At 69.5% G+C, this 18,444-nt stretch carries 11 protein-coding genes and 1 tRNA gene; 2 read left to right on the top strand and 10 right to left on the bottom strand.

Features of this window, described 5'->3' with window-relative positions; genetic code table 11:
- Nucleotides 1–336 precede the first annotated feature (336 nt).
- From AC1AYX_RS05575 to AC1AYX_RS05565, 3 genes are all read right to left on the bottom strand, one after another.
- Nucleotides 337–708 carry an exodeoxyribonuclease VII small subunit gene (locus AC1AYX_RS05575; RefSeq protein WP_476502574.1) on the bottom strand — a complete coding sequence of 124 codons (372 nt, stop codon included), beginning with the start codon at nt 706–708 and terminating at the stop codon, nt 337–339.
- Nucleotides 709–823: 115 nt separating this feature from the next.
- Nucleotides 824–2,182, bottom strand: a complete 1,359-nt coding sequence (gene xseA, locus AC1AYX_RS05570) for an exodeoxyribonuclease VII large subunit (RefSeq protein WP_476502573.1) — start codon at nt 2,180–2,182, stop codon at nt 824–826.
- Nucleotides 2,183–2,231: 49 nt separating this feature from the next.
- Nucleotides 2,232–3,221 (bottom strand): endonuclease/exonuclease/phosphatase family protein, encoded by a 990-nt coding sequence (locus AC1AYX_RS05565; RefSeq protein WP_476502623.1) that lies wholly within the window; start codon nt 3,219–3,221, stop codon nt 2,232–2,234.
- Between the two features lie 579 nt (nt 3,222–3,800).
- Here AC1AYX_RS05565 and AC1AYX_RS05560 point away from each other — a divergent pair.
- A tRNA-Arg gene (locus tag AC1AYX_RS05560) sits at nt 3,801–3,873 on the top strand.
- 76 nt (nt 3,874–3,949) lie between these two features.
- On the opposite strand, the gene AC1AYX_RS05555 is transcribed toward AC1AYX_RS05560, so the two are convergent.
- Nucleotides 3,950–4,120: a hypothetical protein gene (locus tag AC1AYX_RS05555; protein WP_476502572.1), complete on the bottom strand. Its 171-nt coding sequence runs from the start codon at nt 4,118–4,120 to the stop codon at nt 3,950–3,952.
- Nucleotides 4,121–4,341: 221 nt separating this feature from the next.
- Here AC1AYX_RS05555 and AC1AYX_RS05550 point away from each other — a divergent pair, with 221 nt between their 5' ends.
- Nucleotides 4,342–5,139 (top strand): DUF4391 domain-containing protein, encoded by a 798-nt coding sequence (locus tag AC1AYX_RS05550; RefSeq protein WP_476502571.1) that lies wholly within the window; start codon nt 4,342–4,344, stop codon nt 5,137–5,139.
- A gap of 117 nt (nt 5,140–5,256) precedes the next feature.
- Here the strand turns inward: AC1AYX_RS05550 and AC1AYX_RS05545 are convergent, their stop codons facing one another.
- From AC1AYX_RS05545 to AC1AYX_RS05520, 6 genes are all read right to left on the bottom strand, one after another.
- Nucleotides 5,257–6,225, bottom strand: coding sequence for a Ppx/GppA phosphatase family protein (locus AC1AYX_RS05545; RefSeq protein ID WP_476502570.1), 969 nt, complete (start codon nt 6,223–6,225; stop codon nt 5,257–5,259).
- A 100-nt stretch (nt 6,226–6,325) separates the two neighbouring features.
- On the bottom strand, nt 6,326–7,555 hold the full coding sequence (locus AC1AYX_RS05540; protein ID WP_476502569.1) for an aminotransferase class I/II-fold pyridoxal phosphate-dependent enzyme: 1,230 nt from the start codon (nt 7,553–7,555) through the stop codon (nt 6,326–6,328).
- 70 nt (nt 7,556–7,625) lie between these two features.
- Nucleotides 7,626–8,861, bottom strand: a complete 1,236-nt coding sequence (locus tag AC1AYX_RS05535) for an MFS transporter (protein ID WP_476502622.1) — start codon at nt 8,859–8,861, stop codon at nt 7,626–7,628.
- Between the two features lie 107 nt (nt 8,862–8,968).
- Nucleotides 8,969–9,697 carry a GNAT family N-acetyltransferase gene (locus AC1AYX_RS05530; protein ID WP_476502568.1) on the bottom strand — a complete coding sequence of 243 codons (729 nt, stop codon included), beginning with the start codon at nt 9,695–9,697 and terminating at the stop codon, nt 8,969–8,971.
- Between the two features lie 201 nt (nt 9,698–9,898).
- Entirely contained in the window at nt 9,899–14,041 is a 4,143-nt protein-coding gene (locus AC1AYX_RS05525) for an ATP-dependent DNA helicase (protein ID WP_476502567.1), read from the bottom strand.
- On the bottom strand, nt 14,038–18,276 hold the full coding sequence (locus AC1AYX_RS05520) for a PD-(D/E)XK nuclease family protein (protein WP_476502621.1): 4,239 nt from the start codon (nt 18,274–18,276) through the stop codon (nt 14,038–14,040). Before AC1AYX_RS05520 ends, AC1AYX_RS05525 begins: the two co-directional genes overlap by 4 nt.
- Between the last annotated feature and the right edge of the window lie 168 nt (nt 18,277–18,444).

Below are 18,444 nucleotides of genomic sequence, written 5' to 3'. Positions count from 1 at the left end.
TCAGATACTGTACGGCATCCCCACCCCTATATCTAGTTGCGGCACGCCGCCAAAACACTAGCGGTAGTGGTTTTCGGCGGAATCTCGCGGAATCACATCTGTGTGATTAACGTAACAATCCCCCGGCTCCGCGTGTCGTGCACCGGCCATGGCAGGCACGCGCGGGCCATGTCCGAGGGCGGGCCGGAAAGCATGTTGCCAACCCGCCCGGACAATGGCACGGAGGGCGTTTCCACCCCGGCGGCGCGATCGGATCGGATCGGATCGGGCTTCGCGCCCCCGGTCCGCCGAGGCGGACGGCCCCTCGTCCGGGGCCGGAATGCGCCGCGGGGTGGCTTAGTCCAGATTGGATTGCGTGCCGGCGGTATCGGCCGTGGCGGCCTGGGCGTTCTGCGCGGCGTCGAGACGGGCGCGCACGTCGTTCAGCAGGCTCTGCGCCCGCTGGGCGAGCGCCTCGCCGATCTCCCACTGGCGCATCGACTGGTCGAGGTCGAGCCCGCCGGCCTCCAGCGCCTGCACGGCCTGGATGAGCTTGTCGCGCGCCTCCTCGTAGGGCATCCGCGCGATGGCGGCGCGTTCCTTGTCGGTGAGCGTCGAGGCGGGCGCGGCGCCTTCCGCCCCGGCCTGCGCGGTTCCGGCATGCGTGGCACCGGCCTCCACGGTCTCGTCCGCGGCCTGTTCCGTCGTGTTCGTGTTCTTGTCGGTCATGTTCATTCCTTTTCGTTTGTTCGTCGGATCGTTCGTATCGGTTCGTTCGCGCCGGCGCCGTCCATGCCGGCACCCAGCAGGCGCCGCAGCCGGCGCCGTCACGCCCGCGCGCCGATCAGTCCGCCTTGGCGGTGACGACGCCCCTGCGCAGCGTCAGGGTGAGCTCGTCGCCGGAGGAGACCTTCGCGGCGTCGTCGAGCACATGCCCGTCGGCGGTCTGCACGACGGCGTATCCGCGGTTCAGCGTGGATTGTGGGCTCAGCGCGGTGAGCGAGGCGTGCGCCTTCTCGATGGTGAGCGAGGCGTCGTCGACGAGACGCCGCAGGCCGATGTCGAGCCGGCCGCGCGCGTCGTCGAGGAACCGCTGGTGCGGTTCGAGCATCGTGAGCGGCCGAGTGAGGCTCGGCCGGTTCGCATAGCCTTCGACGAGCCGGATCTCGTTGTCCACGCGCGAGGAGATGCGCATGCGCATCCGTCCCACCGCGTTGTCGATCAACTGCCATTGCTCGCGCACGTCCGGCACGACCTTCTTCGCCGCGTCGGTGGGCGTGGAGGCGCGCAGGTCGGCGGCCAGGTCGATGAGCGTCCAGTCGTCCTCATGGCCGATGGCGGAGACGATCGGCGTCCTGCACGCGGCGGTCGCGCGCACCACGCCCTCGTCGGAGAATCCGATGAGATCCTCGAACGCGCCGCCGCCGCGCGCCACGATGATCACGTCCACCTCCGGATCGGCGTCGAGCCGCCGGATCGCCTCGATGATGTCGGGCGGGCACTGCGCGCCCTGCACGTGCGCGTGCACGATCTTGAACCGCACGACCGGCCACCTCAGGTTCACGTTGGTGACCACGTCGCCTTCGGCGCGCGCCTGCGGGGCGCAGATCAGGCCGATGCACTTGGGGAACTCGGGCAGCGGCACCTTGTTCTCCGCGTCGAACAGCCCCTCGCCCTTGAGTTTCTTGCGCAGCTCGTCAATCTGTTCCTTGAGGCCGCCGGCGCCGATCTTGCGGATCTCGTCGCCGATGAAGCTCAATCGGGTCTGCTTGACCCAGATGTCGGCACGGCCGTGGATGACGACCCGGTCGCCCTGGCGGAACTGCGCGGCGGCGGCCGCGAACGCGCGCCAGCCGGAGACGGAGATCGCGATGTCCTCGAAATCGTCGCGCACCGTGAGATAGGCGGATCCGGCGCGCCGCGTGTTGATCTCGGTGATCTGCCCGCAGATCCACGCGGCCGGCCATTTCGCGACGGCGTTGTGGAACTTCTGGCTCAGCACGCTCACCGGCCAGGGGTTCTCGGCGGTGGTGTCGGCGGCCATACGCGGCAGCTGGTCGAGCGGGCGCGGCCGGCTCAGGTCCGGCGCCGCCGACGCGCCGGTGCCCGCGGCGGCACCCGCGCGCGCGCCGAAGCCCGCACCGGCGCCGTACCCGGTTCCGGGGGCCGTTCCCCGCATGTTGGCGTTCATGTCGTAACTCATGCCCTCACTATAACGCCGGGTTCCACGGCCGGTGCATATGCACCGTCGTTCATCCGACCGCCAGCGTGGCGAGCAGCGCGGCATGGTCCGAACCGTCGATCGGCACCACCTTCATCCGCCCGGCCACGATCCCCCTGTCGACGACCACATGGTCGATGCCGGCGAACCGCGGCGGCAGCAGCCCCCGGTCCGCCGGCCACGTGAACGTGAACCCGCGTCCCGCCATCCGCGCCCCGTCGCGGAACCGGTCGCCCAGGAAGTCACGGAACGGCGCATGATCGTAGGTCGCGTTGAAATCCCCCATGAACACGTATCGCGTGTCCGTATGCGCCTTCATCGCGCCCAGCTCGTCGAGCGCCCGCCTCCACTGCCCCCAATAGCCGGGCACGGGGGCGGTCGTGTGCACGGACACGAACCGTACCTTGACGCCGCCGGCGAACGCGACCGTGCCGCCGGGCATGAACGAGGCGCTCGAGTTCACGTCGTCGTTCGCCGGACTGATGAGCGGCGAGGCCGACCACAGTCCGTTGCCGTACACGCCGTCGGAGCTCGCGACCTTGCTGTACGGCAGATAGTCGCCAATCCCCGCCTCCTCGAGCGCGGCGACGAACGCGTCCGTCGTCTCCTGCAACGCCAGCACCTCGACCCGCTCGTCGCGCACCGTATCGACGATCTGCCGCGCGTCGGCGCGCCCCTTGTACACGTTGCAGGTCATCACGCGCGCATAGGCGTCGCCGACGACCGCGTGCGCCTGTCCGGTCGCGGCGTCGGCGGCACGCGTCAACGGCTCGGTCGTGTGGAGGAACGGATACTGCCACCACACGTTCACGGCGAACGTGGCGACCGCGACGAGCGCGACGACGAACCGGCGCGACGCGAGCGCGAACATCAGCGCGACGACGGACAGGATCGCGAACCACGGCGTGGCGGAGACGACGATTGGCACGAACGGGAGCGCCTGGAGCCCGGCCGGCAGCGCGCGGGCGGCGACGGCGCATGCCGCGAGCGCCGCGCATACGACCGCGAGCGCGCCGAACACGCGACGGTGGGGCGGGAGCGCCGCGGCGACGCCGGCGCGACCACGCCCGCCGCCGGACGCGCCTCCGCGTGACGGCGCACGGCCGCGGGACACGCCGGAACGTGCCGCCGGCCGCGTGCGCGCGGACACGCCGGGACGACGGCCGCCGCGCTTCCCGCCACGGGTTCCGGCCGTACCCGCGCGAGACGATGGTGTGGAGGATTTCGACGGGGATTTCGTTTTCGATGATGTGCGTGGATGCGGGGATTTCGACGACGACTTCGCGGATTTCGACGATTGCGACGACTTCTTCGACGACTTCGACGATGATGACGCGCTGGACTTCCCCGCCGCGCGTTTGCGTCCGCCGTCCTGCGGCGTCGCCGCGCGCCTCAGCAGTTCGCGCCGGGCGTCGGCCTTCGCCTCCTCGGGGGTGAGATAGCCGTCCCGCGTCCGTTTCGCCACTTCAGACCTCCCTTCGTCCCACAACACTGTACCGTGCGCGCGGCATGCGCGGCCAGCCGGAGAAAAGACGTGGAGCCGGGCCGCAACACGTCATGCGCGCCGCCGGCCGGGAACCGTGTACAATGAATTGCCGTCGCCTCGGTAGCTCAGGGGATAGAGCACCGCTCTCCTAAAGCGGGTGTCGTCAGTTCGAATCTGATCCGGGGCACAAGTCACCCCTTGGAATCGCAGTGATTCCAAGGGGTTTCGTTTTCGCCCAGCCGCAATGCCGGGCGCAGGACCGATCACAGCACGAACTTGTAGAGCACCAGGCAGAGGATCGCATTGGATACGAACGGCCACGTCTCCCCCGGCGGCGGATTCCCCGTCACCATTTGATAGACGACGTTGCAGAAAACCAGCAGCAACGACAGCGCCACGACCGCCAACAGCAACCGTTTGAGAATCGCCCTCATGGCCATCTCCTCCTTCGGGGGAGGGACCAAGACCACGACACCTCGTTGTGACGCGCGCCCCGTCCGTTCGCAACCTATCTTCAGGATACCAGCATCTCCCCAGCCATGCATGGCCCCGCGCGGTCATGCTCCGCCATCGCGCCGGCATCTGGTGTAGTGTCGTAGCAATATCCGCGGGCGTCGCGGCGTATATGCGCGGCGCGAAGGAAGGGAGGCCGACGATGGCCGATGGGACGGGTGCCGGCAAGGCGACGCGAGGAGTGGCGAGCTGCGGCACGGTGACCGCGCTGGAACTGGGATTGCCGGACAGGTCGGCGATACCGGCGGCGAAGGGGACGCTGCCCAAAGCATTGTTCGCCGGGAAGGGGCCGATCTCCAACACGTTGAAGCAGCATCTCGTGCACGCGGTCGCCTCGATCCACATGCTCGCGCTACTGCGCCCCGCCAATGCGGGCGTCGCCGAGGGAACGCGGGTGAGGGAAATCCTCGTGCTCGGGCTGCGGCTCAACGGCGTGGACACCGCGGTTCCCGCCGACGTGGTCGAGCATATCGCGGCGCAGCGGCCGGGCAGCGGCGTGCTGTTCGTCTGCGTGCGCGACGGGCACGCGGCGACGGCTGGCGGCGCCGGCGGCACGGACGGCACGGACGCGGATACGGACGTGACCGTCGAGCAGTGCGCGCTCGCCGTGCGGCGCAAGGTGCCGGGACGCCCCGGCCATACGGCGCAATACGCCGTGCACGTCTCCGACTGGGCGGACCCGCGCGACCTGCTGTTGGAGATCACAGGGGCTTCGATGGATGACGCGTGGGAGTCGCTGTGTTCGCAGGCGATCCTCGGCACCGCCGACCACACGGATCTGGACGCACGCCTGTTGCGCCGCGACCGCGTCGTCGCGCTGCGGGCGCAGGAGGCGAAGCTCGTGCGCGACCACGGCCGCGCGAAGAACCCCGCACAGCGCAACGAGGCGTTCGCGAAACTCGCCAAGGTGCGCGCGGAGCTCAAGCAGTTGGAGGGGTGACGGTTCGCTCCTCCCCCGTCACGGTTCGCTCCTCCCCCGTCACGGTTCGCTCCACGTTCCTCAACGTTTTTCCATGGCAAATCACGGAGCGAACCACGACAAGACGGCGAAACCGGCTCAGAAGCCGAGGCGGGTGCGGCCGAACTGGTCGAGCCAGCGCAGGATCGCGCCCTCGCGCAGCGCCCACGGGCAGATCTCGATCTCCTGGATGTCGAGCGCCTTCATGATCTCGTCCGCCACGATGCCGCCGCCCACGATCTGCAGCGTGCGCTCCGGCGTGATGCCCGGCAGGGCGACGCGCTGGTCCGGTTCGATGGCGGCGAGGCGCGGGATCCAATCCTCCAGCTGCTCGCGCGTCATGATCATCGTGTCCTCGCGGCCCGGCTGGCGCAATACCGCGCCGGCGAGGCGGGCGAGCGAGCGGAACGTCTTCGACGTGCCGACCGCGTGATTCGGATGCTTCGACTTGGGGAACGCCTCGATCATCGGTTCGAGGATCCGACGCACCTGCTTGCGCGCCTCATCCAGCTCGTCGGGCGTGGCGACGCCTTCCGGCAGGAACTCCTTGGTGACGCGGCCGGCACCAGCCGGCACGGACAGCGCGACCGTCGGCTCCTCGTCGGAGCCCATCGCGACCTCCAACGAACCGCCGCCGATGTCGAGCATGAGCAGTCGGCCCGCGTCCCAGCCGTACCAGCGGCGGGCGGCGAGGAACGTGAGCCGCGCCTCGTCGGTTCCGGACAGGACCGTCACGCCCTGGCCGATGCGCTCCTCGATCTTGCGCAGCACCTTGTTGCCGTTCGGCGCCTCGCGGATGGCGCTGGTGGCCATGGCGAGCAACTGCGTAATCTCATATTCCTCGGCGAGCTTCATGCCCTCGTCGACCGCTTCGAGGATCGCCTCGATGCCGGCCTTTTTGATCGAACCGTCGTCCTTCAGGTATTGCATGAGGCGCACGGTGGTCTTCGTGCTGGCCTCCGGGTCGGGGCGGGCGCCGGGTGCGGCGTCGACGATGAGCATGTGGATCGTGTTCGAGCCGATGTCGAGCACGCCGAGTCGGGTGGTGTGCGAGCGCAGGTTGACCATGTGCGGTGTCGTTCCTTTATATATCGATGGTTGTCGATGTGTCGTTTCGTATCGTGTTCTGCCGTGTCGTCGTCACGTGTGTGCCGTCACGTGTGTGCCGTCACGCGTGTAGCGTGGGCAGCCAGCGGCCGAGCCGATCAAGTCCTTCGGCGAGCGCCTCGCGCGACGCCGCGTAGCTGAGGCGCACATGCGTGTCCGCCGTGGCGGCGCCGAAGTCGCGTCCCGGCGTGAGCGCGACGTGGGCCTCGTCGAGGGCGCGTTCGCAGAACGTCCACGCGTCGAGCCCGGTGGACGTGATATTGAAGTACGCGTAGAACGCGCCGTTCGGTTCGACTTCGACGGGCAGGCCGATGCGCTTGAGCCCGTCGATGACGATGCGGCGGCGTGCGAGCAGCTCCTGGCGGCGGCGTTCGCATTCGGCGAGGCTGCTTTCGGTGAAGCAGGCGAGCGCCGCGTGCTGGGTGGGCGTGTGCGCGCACAGGTAATAGTTCGTGGCGAGGTCGTCGACGGCCTTGAGGATGGCGTCGTCGTCGGGGATGACGGCCCAGCCGAGTCGCCAGCCGGTCATGCCGAAGAACTTGGAGAAGCTGTTGCACACGATCGCGTCGTCGTCGCAGGCGAGCACGGAGCGGATCTCGGTGCCGTCGGGTTCGCGGTCGGCGAGGTCGATGTACGTCTCGTCGACGATGCGCCACGCGCCGTGGTCGCGCGCATAGTCGCATACGTCCCTCAGCACGTCGAAGTCGATGGTCGTGCCGGTCGGGTTGGACGGCGAGGTGATCATCACGGCCTTCGTGCGGTCGGTCCAGTGGACGGCGACGAGGTCGCGGTTGAGGTGGAAGCGCGTGGCCGCGGAGGTGGGCACGTCGATGACGTTGCCTTCGAAGCTGTTGATGAGTTCGCGGTTGCACGGATAGGAGGGGTCGGCGACGATCACGTCGTCGCCCGGGTCGACGGTGAGCGCGGTGGCGAGCAGAAGCGCCGCCGAGCCGCCGGAGGTGATGATGATGCGCCTCGGGTCGATGTCGAGGTCGTGGCGTTCCCGGTAGAAGCGGGCGATGGCCTCGCGCAGTTCGGGCAGGCCCATGGCGGCCGTGTACGGCAGGGCGCGGCCGTCGTACTGTTCGCGCATCGCGTCGCGCACGGCGGGCGGCGCACCGAAGTCGGGCTCGCCGAGGGAGAGTTTGATCACGCTCACGCCGTTGGCGATCATGCGGTCGGCCTTCTCGCCGAACACCATGGCGCGGAACGGCTGCGCCTCGCGGGCGCGGCGGGACATCACGGGGGATGCGGGGGTCGTCTGTTCGGGCTGCTTTGCTTCTCCAGTCATACCGCCCGTTGTATCGGCAAGACGCGACACGCGCGCCCCGCGTCCCGAGTGGTGGGACGCGGGGCGTCGGTCAGCGGCGGCGCGCCAGCGCCCAGCCGAGCAGGGCGAGCGGCACGGCGCATGCGGTGAACAGCGCGGGTAGGAGCATGCCGATGTGCGGACTGGACGCGTCGAGCACGACGCCGGCGACCGACGATCCGAACGACGTTCCGACCGTGCCGGCGGTGGTCACCCAGCTCAGGCCCTCGGTGAGGCTTTCCGCCGGCACCAGGTCCTTGACGATGAGGTTGCCGGTGGTGAACAGCGGCGAGACGACGAGTCCGGACACGATCTCGATGGCACCGAGGAGGATGAGGTTGTCCATCGCGAGGCGGAAGCCCACGTAGCCGACGACGAGCAGACTCAGGAAGACGACCATATGCGCCCAATGCGAGCCGCGGAACGTGCGTGAGCCGAACACGATCGCGCCGATGCACGAGCCGACGGCGAACATGGCGAGCTGGAGGCCGAGGAACCGTTCGAGCCCCATTCCCTTCATGGTGGCGGTGACCGACACGTCGAACGAGGTGAAGCTCATGTTGAACACGAGGAACACGACGAGCAGCGGCAGCACGCCGCCGTAGAGGAGCGCGCTCTTCGGCTTGGCGCCCTGACGGCGCAGCCGGTCGAGGGACAGGCTGTCGGCAGTCGGGGCGGTGGCGTCGGTGGCGGCCTCGGAAGCGTCGGGAGCGCCGCCCGCGACGTGCGGGACCGCATCGGACGCCATGACCTCGATGGTCTCGACGATGGCGGGCGGCTGCGTGGATTTCAGTGAGAAGAAGACCGCGCCGCCCACGCCGCAGGCGATGGTGGGCACGAACAGTTGGCTGACCGGATGCACGCTGGTGGCGAGCCATGCGGCGAGAATCGGGCCCAGGATGAACACGACCTCGTCGATGGCCGCCTCCATCGCGTACGCGGTGTTGAGCAGCGTCTCGCCGTCGTCGCGACCGCGCAGCGTGTACGCCCAACGGGTGCGTACGAGCGCGCCGAACGAGAACTGGGTGAGGCCCATCACGACGGCGAGCGCGAACAGCAGCGGGATCGGCACGCGGAACAGGGCGGCGAACGCGAACGCGAGCATCGCCGTGACCTGCACGGCGAGCGCGACGCGGCCGACGCGACGCTGCCCGAACCGGTCGAACAGGCGCGCGTAGAACGGGGTGACGCAGGAGAGCGCGAACACGTAGGTGGCGCTCATCGTGCCGGCGACCGTCCAATTGTCGTACAGGTGGTTCAGGGCGAGCACGATGCCGAGGCTCATCATGGAGATCGGCAGTCGCGCCACCGCGCCGGAGACGCAGAACGCCTTCGTGCCGGGGATGGAGAAGAGGCGCGCGTATGGGGAACGCGGCTTCGCGGCCGCGACCCCGCTCACGCGGTCACCTCGCCCTCGTAGATATAGATGTCCTCCCCGTCTCCCACGTGTTCGTCGGGGTGGTCTTTGGCGTAGCGTTCGGCGACGCGGGCGAGGCCCTTGTGCTCGTAGAAGCCGACGTCGCAGCTGGAGTCGGTGTGCAGGTAGTAGCGGGAGGCGCCGGCTTCGGCGAACGAGGCGAGCAGGTTGCGCCACAGAGTGCCGCCGACGCCGTGGCCGCGTGAGGCGGGGGCGACGACGAACAGCTCGAGTTCGGCGGGGGCGCGGTCGTTGATGGCGATGTCGTCCTCCATGCGTTCCTCGAGCGCATGCCAGGCCTCGGTGCGGGCGAGCGCGTCCGCTCCGGCGGGAGTGGCGTCGAGTTCCGCGTTGACGCGGGCGAGTTCGCCGGTCACCTGGGGGAAGAGCACGGGTCTGCCGGCCACGCGCGACAGGGTGACGCCGAGGAACGTGCCGTCCGCGGTTTCGGCGAGTTCGCCGCGCGTTGCGGGTTCGAGGTAGTGGAGGACGAAGTGGCGTGAGGTGAGCCGGGCGATGTGGGGGTCGCCGGGCTCGTCCACGCCCCACGTGTCATAGAACGCGTCGACGATGGCGTCGAGGTCGTCCCAGGTGACGGCGCGGTAGGTGATGGCGGTGCCGGGGGCGACGGCGGCGCGGCGTGCGGTGTCTGCGCCCGTGGTGCCGTGTGTTGCGGTGCTGGTGGTTGCGTTGCTGGTCGCAGCCATGGGTGGTTCACTCCTTCATGTCGGTGGTGTCGTGGAGCACGTGCGCCCGCCCACACATGCCTGCACGAGGGTAGCGGTCTCCCGCCGGCGAGACATTCACGGCGCGTTCCAGCCGCGGGACCCGCTGTCGCCGGGTGCCGTGCGTGGCGTCTGCGCGCCGCACGGCACCGTCCGCGGTCGTGCCGCGGATCGGCGATGGGTCTAATCGTCGTCGGTGTGCTCGGGGATTCCGGAGCTCAACTCGGCAATGATCTCTTGTTCGGTTTTCTCTTCGGCGCGCAGCTCGCGGAGCTTCGCGTCGGGTTCACTCACATAGTAGAGAGCGGCGTCGATGCTGTCCAACGGCACGCCTTCCATCGCCGAAAGCAGAAGCCGGTACAGGTCGAGCTGCACGAGCTTGTCGGCCACGTCCTTCGGCTTGCGGGGACGATGGCCGGTCTTCCAGTCGATGACGGTGTACCGTTTTGTCGCGTCGACCGGGTCGAGGCCGCCGAGGAACACGGCGTCGAGTTTGCCGTTGGCGATGATGCCGTCGAGTTCGGGCAGGGCGACGACGAGCTGCCGCTCCGCCCAGACCGGCGTGCGCCGTGCCCATGGCGATTCGGCGAGACGCCGCTGCCAGGCGACGAGCTCCGCTTCGACACGGGTGTTCCGGCGTGCGGCGCGTCGACCGCCGCCGTCCGCGCCGGATGCATCGTCCATACCGGCGGTGCCGTCGGCGATGGCCTTCTCCCGGCGTTCCAGATCGGCGAGTATCGCGTGGCGGTCCATGACCGTGACGGCACCCGATTCGGCACTCGTGCCGTCTCCCGCGTCGAGTCCCGCGTCGATGAAACGCTCCGCCCACGCGTGGAACCTGGTGCCGGCGGAGGCCGCGGGCGAGGCGATGGACGGGATGGGGCGCACGATGCCGCGCCAGTAGCGTCGTTCCTCGCGCTCCCCCATGTCCGTCGCGCGGGCCTGCAGACGGGTGACGCTCTGACGCGATCCGGCGAGGATGCGCTGCGCCTGCTCCTTGGTCCGCTCGTCGAGGGCCGCCCCGTCGAGCGTTCCCGACATGAGGTCGTCGTCGGCGATGAGCAGCCGGGCCTTGTCGAGCAGCGTGCCACGTGCCGGGGCGACCGGCGAGGACTCACTTGGCACCGCGGAATCATCCACCCCATCCACCTCATTCGCACCATTCGCCTCGGTTCGGGCGCGCATCGCGGCTCGGACGGCCCGCGCCGCCCCGACGAGCGAGGACGCCGTCGTTGCTCCCAACGCGGACGGCCAAGGCAGGGTGTCTTCCGCCCGTTCCTCAAGAGGCGTGTCCCATGCCTCGTCGATGACGGCGTGCACGTATCCGGCGGCGTGATCGCCGGTGAAGAACCCGTCGGGTCGGGGCGCGCCCGTCGTCGCCGGCGTGCGGTGCTGTTCCCCGGCATCGGCCGCCGTATCGGACGACCCGGTGGACCCGGTGGAGCCGGACACCCCGGTGGAGCCGGACACCCCGGTGGAGCCGGACGACCCGGCCATGACGGTCCCGTCGTGCGAGTGCAGGGCGTCGTGGACCTCCGACCAGAAGTTGGAGGGTTTCGCCATGCGGGGCTTCGCACCGAGCACCGACGGGTCGCGGCCCGTTTCGCCGTTGCGGCTGTAGGTGAGCAGCACGTCGCACCGGGCGCGGGTCAGGGCCACGTACATGAGCCGGCGTTCGTCGGCGTGCAGTCGCCTGCCGTATTCCTCCTCCTGGGTGAGGTACCAGCCGTCCGGATCGACGTCGTTCACGCCGTCGCCGACGGCGCGCAGCGACCCGTAGACCTCGTCGTCGATGAGTTCCACGTCGTCCAACGCCCGCAACGCGTCCAGCGGGTCCGCACCGACTGGCGCGTCATGCGGGAAACGCGGCAGGATGCCCGCGTCGGCGCGCACCGGCACCGGCACGGCGGTCGGATCGTCCAGCCATGTGGAGGCGCGCTCGCGGTATTCGGGTGCCGTCCAGACGCCGTTCTCGACACCGCCCGGGTGGGCGTCGTCGAGTGTGACGGAGAGGTGATCGCCCTGGCTGCTGGGGAACACGCCTTCGGCGAGGCCCACCACGGCGACCGCATCCCATTCGAGTCCCTTGGACTGGTGGACGGTCATCAGCTCCACGTCGACGTGCCGTTCGGAGTCCAATGCGGCGGTCTCGTCCTCGATGCTGCGCAACGCGTCCACCCATGCCATGAATCCGCGCAATGTGGGCGTGGCATCGGCCGCGATCTCGCTGGCGTACGTGTCGACCAGATCGATGACCGTCTCCATGGGGATGCGGGCCACCGTCGGGTCGGGCGCGTTCCCGCGAGCACGCATGGCCTGCGCCACGATGGTGTCGATGTCGAGGTCGAGCGCCTGCACGGCCGCACGCACCACATCGGGCAGGGGTCTGCCGACCGTGCCGCGCACCATGCGCAGCATGCGGGAGGCATGCAGGATCTCTCTCGTAGAGGCCTCGTCGAACCGGTCATCGCGTTCGAGCAGGCCGGGCAGATCGGGATCCTCCAGCAGGTCGGGCAGGAACACGGCGTTGGCGACGCCGTCACGGTGCTCCCGGACGATGCCGGCACAGTCCTGGCGCGGTGCGTCGGCCGGCGCCAGACCGGCGGCGACGAGCGCCTGGTACCGCACCTCGGTGTTGGCCGCGTCGGCGAGCGCGGCGAGCGCGGCGAGCGTCAACGCGTCGAGTCCGAACCGTGGCGTGGCGAGCAGCCGCATGAGCGAACCGGAGTCGGTGTGGTCGGAGGCGACGTGCAGCAGGGCGAGTATGTCACGGATCTCGGGGCGGTCGAGCATCGCCGAATAGCCGACGACGAGCGTGCTCAATCCGGCCTGCTCCAACGCCTGCTGGTATTCGGCCATGTGCTTCTTCGACCGGAACAGCACCGCCGCGGTGGGGGGATGCTTCGGATTGCCGTGGTCGTTGACGGCGAGGGCATGCCGGCAGAATCGTACGATGCCGTCGATCTCCTGGCCGAGCGTGTCGTACCCGAGCACGCCGACCGTGCCAGCGGCGGCTTCGGGCAGGGCGTCGAGCGGCGCGACGTCGACCTCCCGCATCGTCGAGCTGCCTGCACGGCGGGGAGTCCCGCGCAGCGGCAGGGTCAGGTCGTTGGCGGCCTCCAGCACGAGTCGTGAGTTGCGGCGGGTGACGCTCAGCTCGTAGGGACGATCGTTCTCCCGCATGCCGAAGTCCTGCTGGAACAGGCGGAACGCGCCTGGGCTGGCGCCTCGCCATGCGTAGATCGACTGGAACGGGTCGCCGACGGCGTTGACGGCCGTGTCGCCTCCGTGGAACAGGGTGGCGAGCAGCGCCGCCTGCGTGGTGGATGTGTCCTGGTACTCGTCGAGCAGCACGTGGCTGAACCGTTGCCGGTAGCGTTCGCCGATGGAGGGGAACCGGGTGACCAGCTGGTAGGCGGCGATGGTGAAATCGCCGAATTCGGCCAGGTTGAGCCGTCGTTTCTCCTGGGCGTACGCCTCGACCAGGTCGAGCAGCGCGTCACGTTGCCCGGCGGTGTCGACGAGTCTGGCGCAGTGGAACACGCAGGCCGTGCGCAGACGTTCATGGTATTCGTCGAGTTTCGCCGTCCATGCGGCGTCGCTGTCCTTCTTGAACCGTCGCGGCTTGGTGAGCTTGGGTTCATCGTCGGGAATCGGCTCGGAGCCGATGGCGTCGCGTACCTGCGCGGCGAAGGCGTCGTCCCATGCGCGCACGCGGGCGATGGCGGTCTCCATGTCGGTCACGCCGTGGCCGATCATCGCGCTGCCGATCGCGCCGGAGAGCGCGAGGACCTTCGAGGCGAGCGTGCGGAACGCGCCGAGGTCGCGCCCGCGCAGCCGGTCCATGTTCCGGTCGATGACGTTCGCGGCGAGCTGGAGCGCGCCCGCCTCGCTCAACGGCTGCGTGTTCTGGTCGAATCCGACGAGCAGACCGTACTGGCGCACGATGGATTGGAAGAACGCGTCGTACGTGTAGACGACGGGCTTGAGGAACATGCGGTCCCCCGCTGCGCGGATCGCCTCGGCGTGCCCGCCCACCCCTTCCGGGGATGCCGGCATGTCGTCCCGTCCCGTCCCGCGCGTCCCGTCCTCGGCCACGGCCTGGGACACGCGTGACAGCAGCTCGCCGGCAGCCTTGCGCGTGAACGTGAGGCCGAGGATCCGTTCGGGGGCGACGCCCCGGCGGATGAGTTCGATGATGCGGCGCGTCATCGTGTAGGTCTTGCCCGAGCCGGCGCCGGCGACGACGAGCACGTCGTCCGCCACGGGCGCGTTGATGACGGCGGCCTGTTCCGGGCTGTCGGTGGGTTTCGGTGTGCTGCTCATGCCTGCCTCGTTTCGAATACGGTGTCGACCCGGCCGGCGCAGGCCGGGCATACGGTGCGCATGCGACAGTATGCGAGATGCTGCGCGGTGGGATGGGCGATCAGACGCTCCGAACGGCTCGCCGCCGCCGCATAGAACACCCGCGCGATCATGGCGAGCGCCCACATCGCCTGCGTGCCCTGCAGCGCGGCGAACCGCTCCCATGCGCGCGGGTCGACGTCCTGCGGCGGTTCGGCGGGAACGCCGGGGATATCCATGAGCTTCGCCGGGTCACGGTAGTGGGATCGTGGCGTGAACGGTTCCGCGTTCAGCGAGCCTCCGGTGAACAGGGGCGGCTGGAACAGGCCTTCGGGGGCGTAGCTCTGCGCCGGCGCCTCGTGGGCTTCGACATGGAACAACGCGCTCTGCACGATGGGCGGCGCGTCGACGGGGCGCCGGCCGCCGCGCGCGGCGCTTCCATCGGCCGTCTCGGGGAAGGCGAGTCCCAGCTGGTAGCACACGAGCTGCAGGTCGTTGAACCGCTGCGGGGTGGTGGGCACCTGGCCGGTCTTGTAGTCAATGAGCCGTATGGCGCGGCTCCCATCGGCCATGATACGGGTCTCCTTACGGTCGATGCGGCCGGAGAGCCTGATGGTCAGGTTCTCGTCCATGCCCTCCGGCCAGCCTCCGACGAGCGTACCCATCATCGCCATGAGATCGCGCCGTCCGACCGGACCGGCACCGGGCACGGCGTCGTATGCGGCGAGGATGTCGTCGAGCCCGAACCGCGCGGCGAACTCCTCCTCGCATGAGGCGTGTTCGAGCACGCCCACGTCGAATTTGCCCGTGTTCTCCCCAAGATAGCCGGACGTGTTGGAGGCCACGAAGTACGAGGCGAGATTGGCGAGCGTGGCGCCCGCCTGCTCGTCCTTGCGAATCGCCGCATAGCGCGCCGACGGATCGTCGATGTCGGCGGGGTCGGGCTTCATCCCGTCGTAGAGTTCGACGAGCCGACGCGTCACGGCCGTCAGACGTTCCTCGTCGCCGGCTCCGGGCATGAAGCCGGGCAGGTCCAGGCCTTCCCCGCTGCCCTGCTGGGCGACCGCATGGATCAGCGTGCCGAAGCCCGTCGCCGCACTGCCGGGGCGTGGCCCGGCGAATCGGTTCTCCAGCATCCAGCACACCGGGCATTCCCACAGGCGGTCCACCGCCGATGGGGACAACGTCACCACGCACGGTTCGGCGTCCTGCGCCCGCGCGCTCGACGTATCCGTCGCGCTCGGCGTATCCGATGCGTCCGCCGTCCCATGGCCGCCACGTTCCGCCGTATGCAGGTACGCCCATTCGTCCGGATCGGCGGCGGCGACGCCGTTCCCGGCAAGCAGGGCGAGCGCGGCGGCCGCATCCCGCGCCTGCGGGTCGTCGGACGGGTGCCGTGCCAGGATGAGGCGCGCTGCGGCCACGAGTCCGCGGGGATCGCAGTCCAGGCCGGCGAGCGAGATCTCCTCCACGTCCGACGAGGCGCGTTCCGCCGTCTGACCGTTCCCGTACGGCTCCCCCACCTCGACGAACCTCGCCTCGGCTCCGCGGCCGAAGCATTCTGGCAGATACCCGTAGAGGAAATCGGACGGGGTCAGGTCGTCGTCGCTCACAGCGCTGATCGTCACCGTGCCCGTTCCCCGCGCATCCGATTCGGCGCGGGTGAGCGCATACAGGAAGCTCTTCTTCTCTCCGGAGAGCACCTCGCCCAGTCGTGCGCCGTAGGAGGGGGCGGCGGCCCAGACGGCATGCGCCTCCGGGCCACGCAGGATGATATCCGCTAGGTCCTCGCCGCCGAACATGGTGTTGCGCTCGGCGAGGTTGGGCCATACGTCCTGCTGCACGGCGGGCAGCCACACATGACGCCAGTGGCGGCCGGCCGCGCCCGCCGGGGTGGTGAGGGTGACGGCCTGCTCCATCGGCTTCACACGGGCGAGTGAATCGGCTTCAATCCGCATGGAGCGCACCTGGGCGATGAACGTGACGATGTCATGCCCGGCGGCACCGCCCTCCGCATATTGGAACAGCCGCATGGCGGCATCCAGCCGGTCGTTGGCCGCCCTGCCCTCGGACGTGTTGTCGAGCGCGCGCCGCTGCCATGCCGACGCCACGCCCGCGGCGTCCCATGCGGCGGCGAGCGCGAACTGCGGCTCGTCGGATTCCAGACGGCCCAAGGCGGCGGCGACCTTGCCGACGAGCGTCCAGAGACGGATGAAGGCCCGGGCCTGCGGGTCTCCTCCCAGTACCTGGTTGATCACGGCGAGCACGTGCGATGCGGGAGCCCGGGGATCGTCCAGCGCGAGCATCACGTACTGGGCGTCCGTTCCGAACGGCGGGATCCGGTCCCCGCCGTCGGACGGGACGGGCCGCCCGGTCTCCGACGTCGCATCGTCTCGCCCGCGCAGCAGGGAATCATCGATCCGGACGTCGCCGCCCGCGGGCCAGGCCTCGCCCAACGTACGCCACGCCCTCATCAATCCGCCCAACGCGCCATCCACGTCGTCCGCATCACCCGCATCGTCCACGTCATCCGCAGCGACCGCCTGTCCGACGATCCCCGCGAGGGATTCCAGCGAACGCATCGCGGCCTCGACCGGTTCCACGCGTCCCGGCGCGCCTTCGCCCGGCATGGAGCCGACGGTGATCAGCGGGCCGGCCATCAGCGTGACGACGCGGGAACGCACATAGGCCGCCAGCGCACGCGGATCCGACTCCGCTCCCGCGATGCCGCGCCCACGCAGACGCGCCAGTTCGATCAGGGCGAACAGACCGCGCACGAACGGCTCCTCCCCGAGGGGACGGGTGACGGACGAATAGCGCACGGGCACGCCGTCCCGGCGCAGCCGTTCGCCGAACAGGCGCACGGTGCCGTTATCGTGCGCGATGACCGCCATGTCGTTCCACTGGGTGTGCCCGTCGAGCCGCTCGTGCTTGATGCGCCACACCACATCGTCAAGCTCCTCCCGGGGACTGCGGTAGAGCGCGCAGCGAAGGGAACCGTCCGCAGGCAACGGGGACGCGCCGTCGAGCCGGCGGATCGGCCACGCGCCCTCATGCCGGGGCAGCTTCCACGGGCGATCGGGCAGCGGCGTGGAATCCTCCAGCGGCGAGGGAATCGACAGGGAGATCCTCGCCACCACGACGTCGCGATACGTGGGGGCCGTCTCGGACTCCCGGCCGCCCCGCGGCCGTGCGTCCAGGACGCAGCGACGGGCGGCGATGGGCCCGTCCGCGGCCCTGGCGAACAGATATTCGGGGTAGGACCCACGGAAGGTCTGCACCGCCTCGTCCGGGTCCCCCACGAGTACGAGCCGCGTGCCCCGCCGTACGATCTCCTCCAGGAACCTCATGGCGGCGAGAGTGGAATCCTGGAAATCATCGACGACCAGCAGCGCGGGGACCGTTCCTCCGCCGCCCCGCAGCACGGTGGCCGCCTCCACCAGCAGACGTGAGGAATCGAGACGGTATTCGCCCGGATACGCCGCCTCGACGGCCGCGGCATACTCACGACGCAGCGCGAACGCCAGCCGCCACTGCACGCGCAGCCGTTCCACGCGCACGTCCCGTCCGTCGCGGGCGGATTCCTCCAACACGCCGAGCAGCTTCTCCTCACCGTCGGGGGAAACTCCCAGTTCGTCCATGCGCGCCAGCATGTCGCGTAGCTGGGCGACGAATTCCGCCGACACGCCACGTTCGAGCAATGCGGCCGTGGCGGCACGACCGTCCCGCCCGTCCTCCGAACCGTCGTCGGGGAACACCCCCATGGACGACGACCACTCCTCGGTCGCGAAATAGTCGCGGAGCATCATGCATACGTCGCACACATCACCGGCTTCGGAGTGCCCGACATGCCCGGCGAGCACCCCGCGCAGCAACGCGTCCTGCTCGGCGCCGTTGAGCAGCCTCGGTGCGGGAGCACCGGAGGCGAACCGCTCGTCGGCGATGACGCGAAACGCCAATGCGGCGAGCGTGGTGACCGGACGCACCTGCGCGGACGCGCCGATGCGGCGGATGACTTCGTCGCCGAGACCGTCGGCGACGACGCGGTTCGCCACGGCCATCACCGCGCGGGTGTCGCCGTACGCGTCCAGGCCGCGCAGGAGCGCGTCATAGGCGAATCGCGTCTTGCCGGTCTGCGGCGCGCCGGCGACCAGCAGCGCGCTCCCGCCGTCTCCGCCGCCGCGGATCAGTTCGTCCAACGCCTCGTGGGCATCCATGTATCCAGTCATGGCTCCAGCCTAAACCGTGACGACCACGCCGGTGCATATCTACCGGAACTTCCCCTTTTCTCGCGTGTTCCAATGGTTCCGGCACCCGCCACGGGCGGCACGCCGCCGTTCACGCGCCCATATCGGATGGGCGGGTGAGGCGCCGCCGTCCGTGGC

It is taken from the genome of Bifidobacterium sp. LH_419, assembly GCF_056356955.1.
The sequence above is the reverse complement of the archived record's forward strand: the minus strand, read 5'-3'. Positions and strand labels throughout refer to the sequence as shown.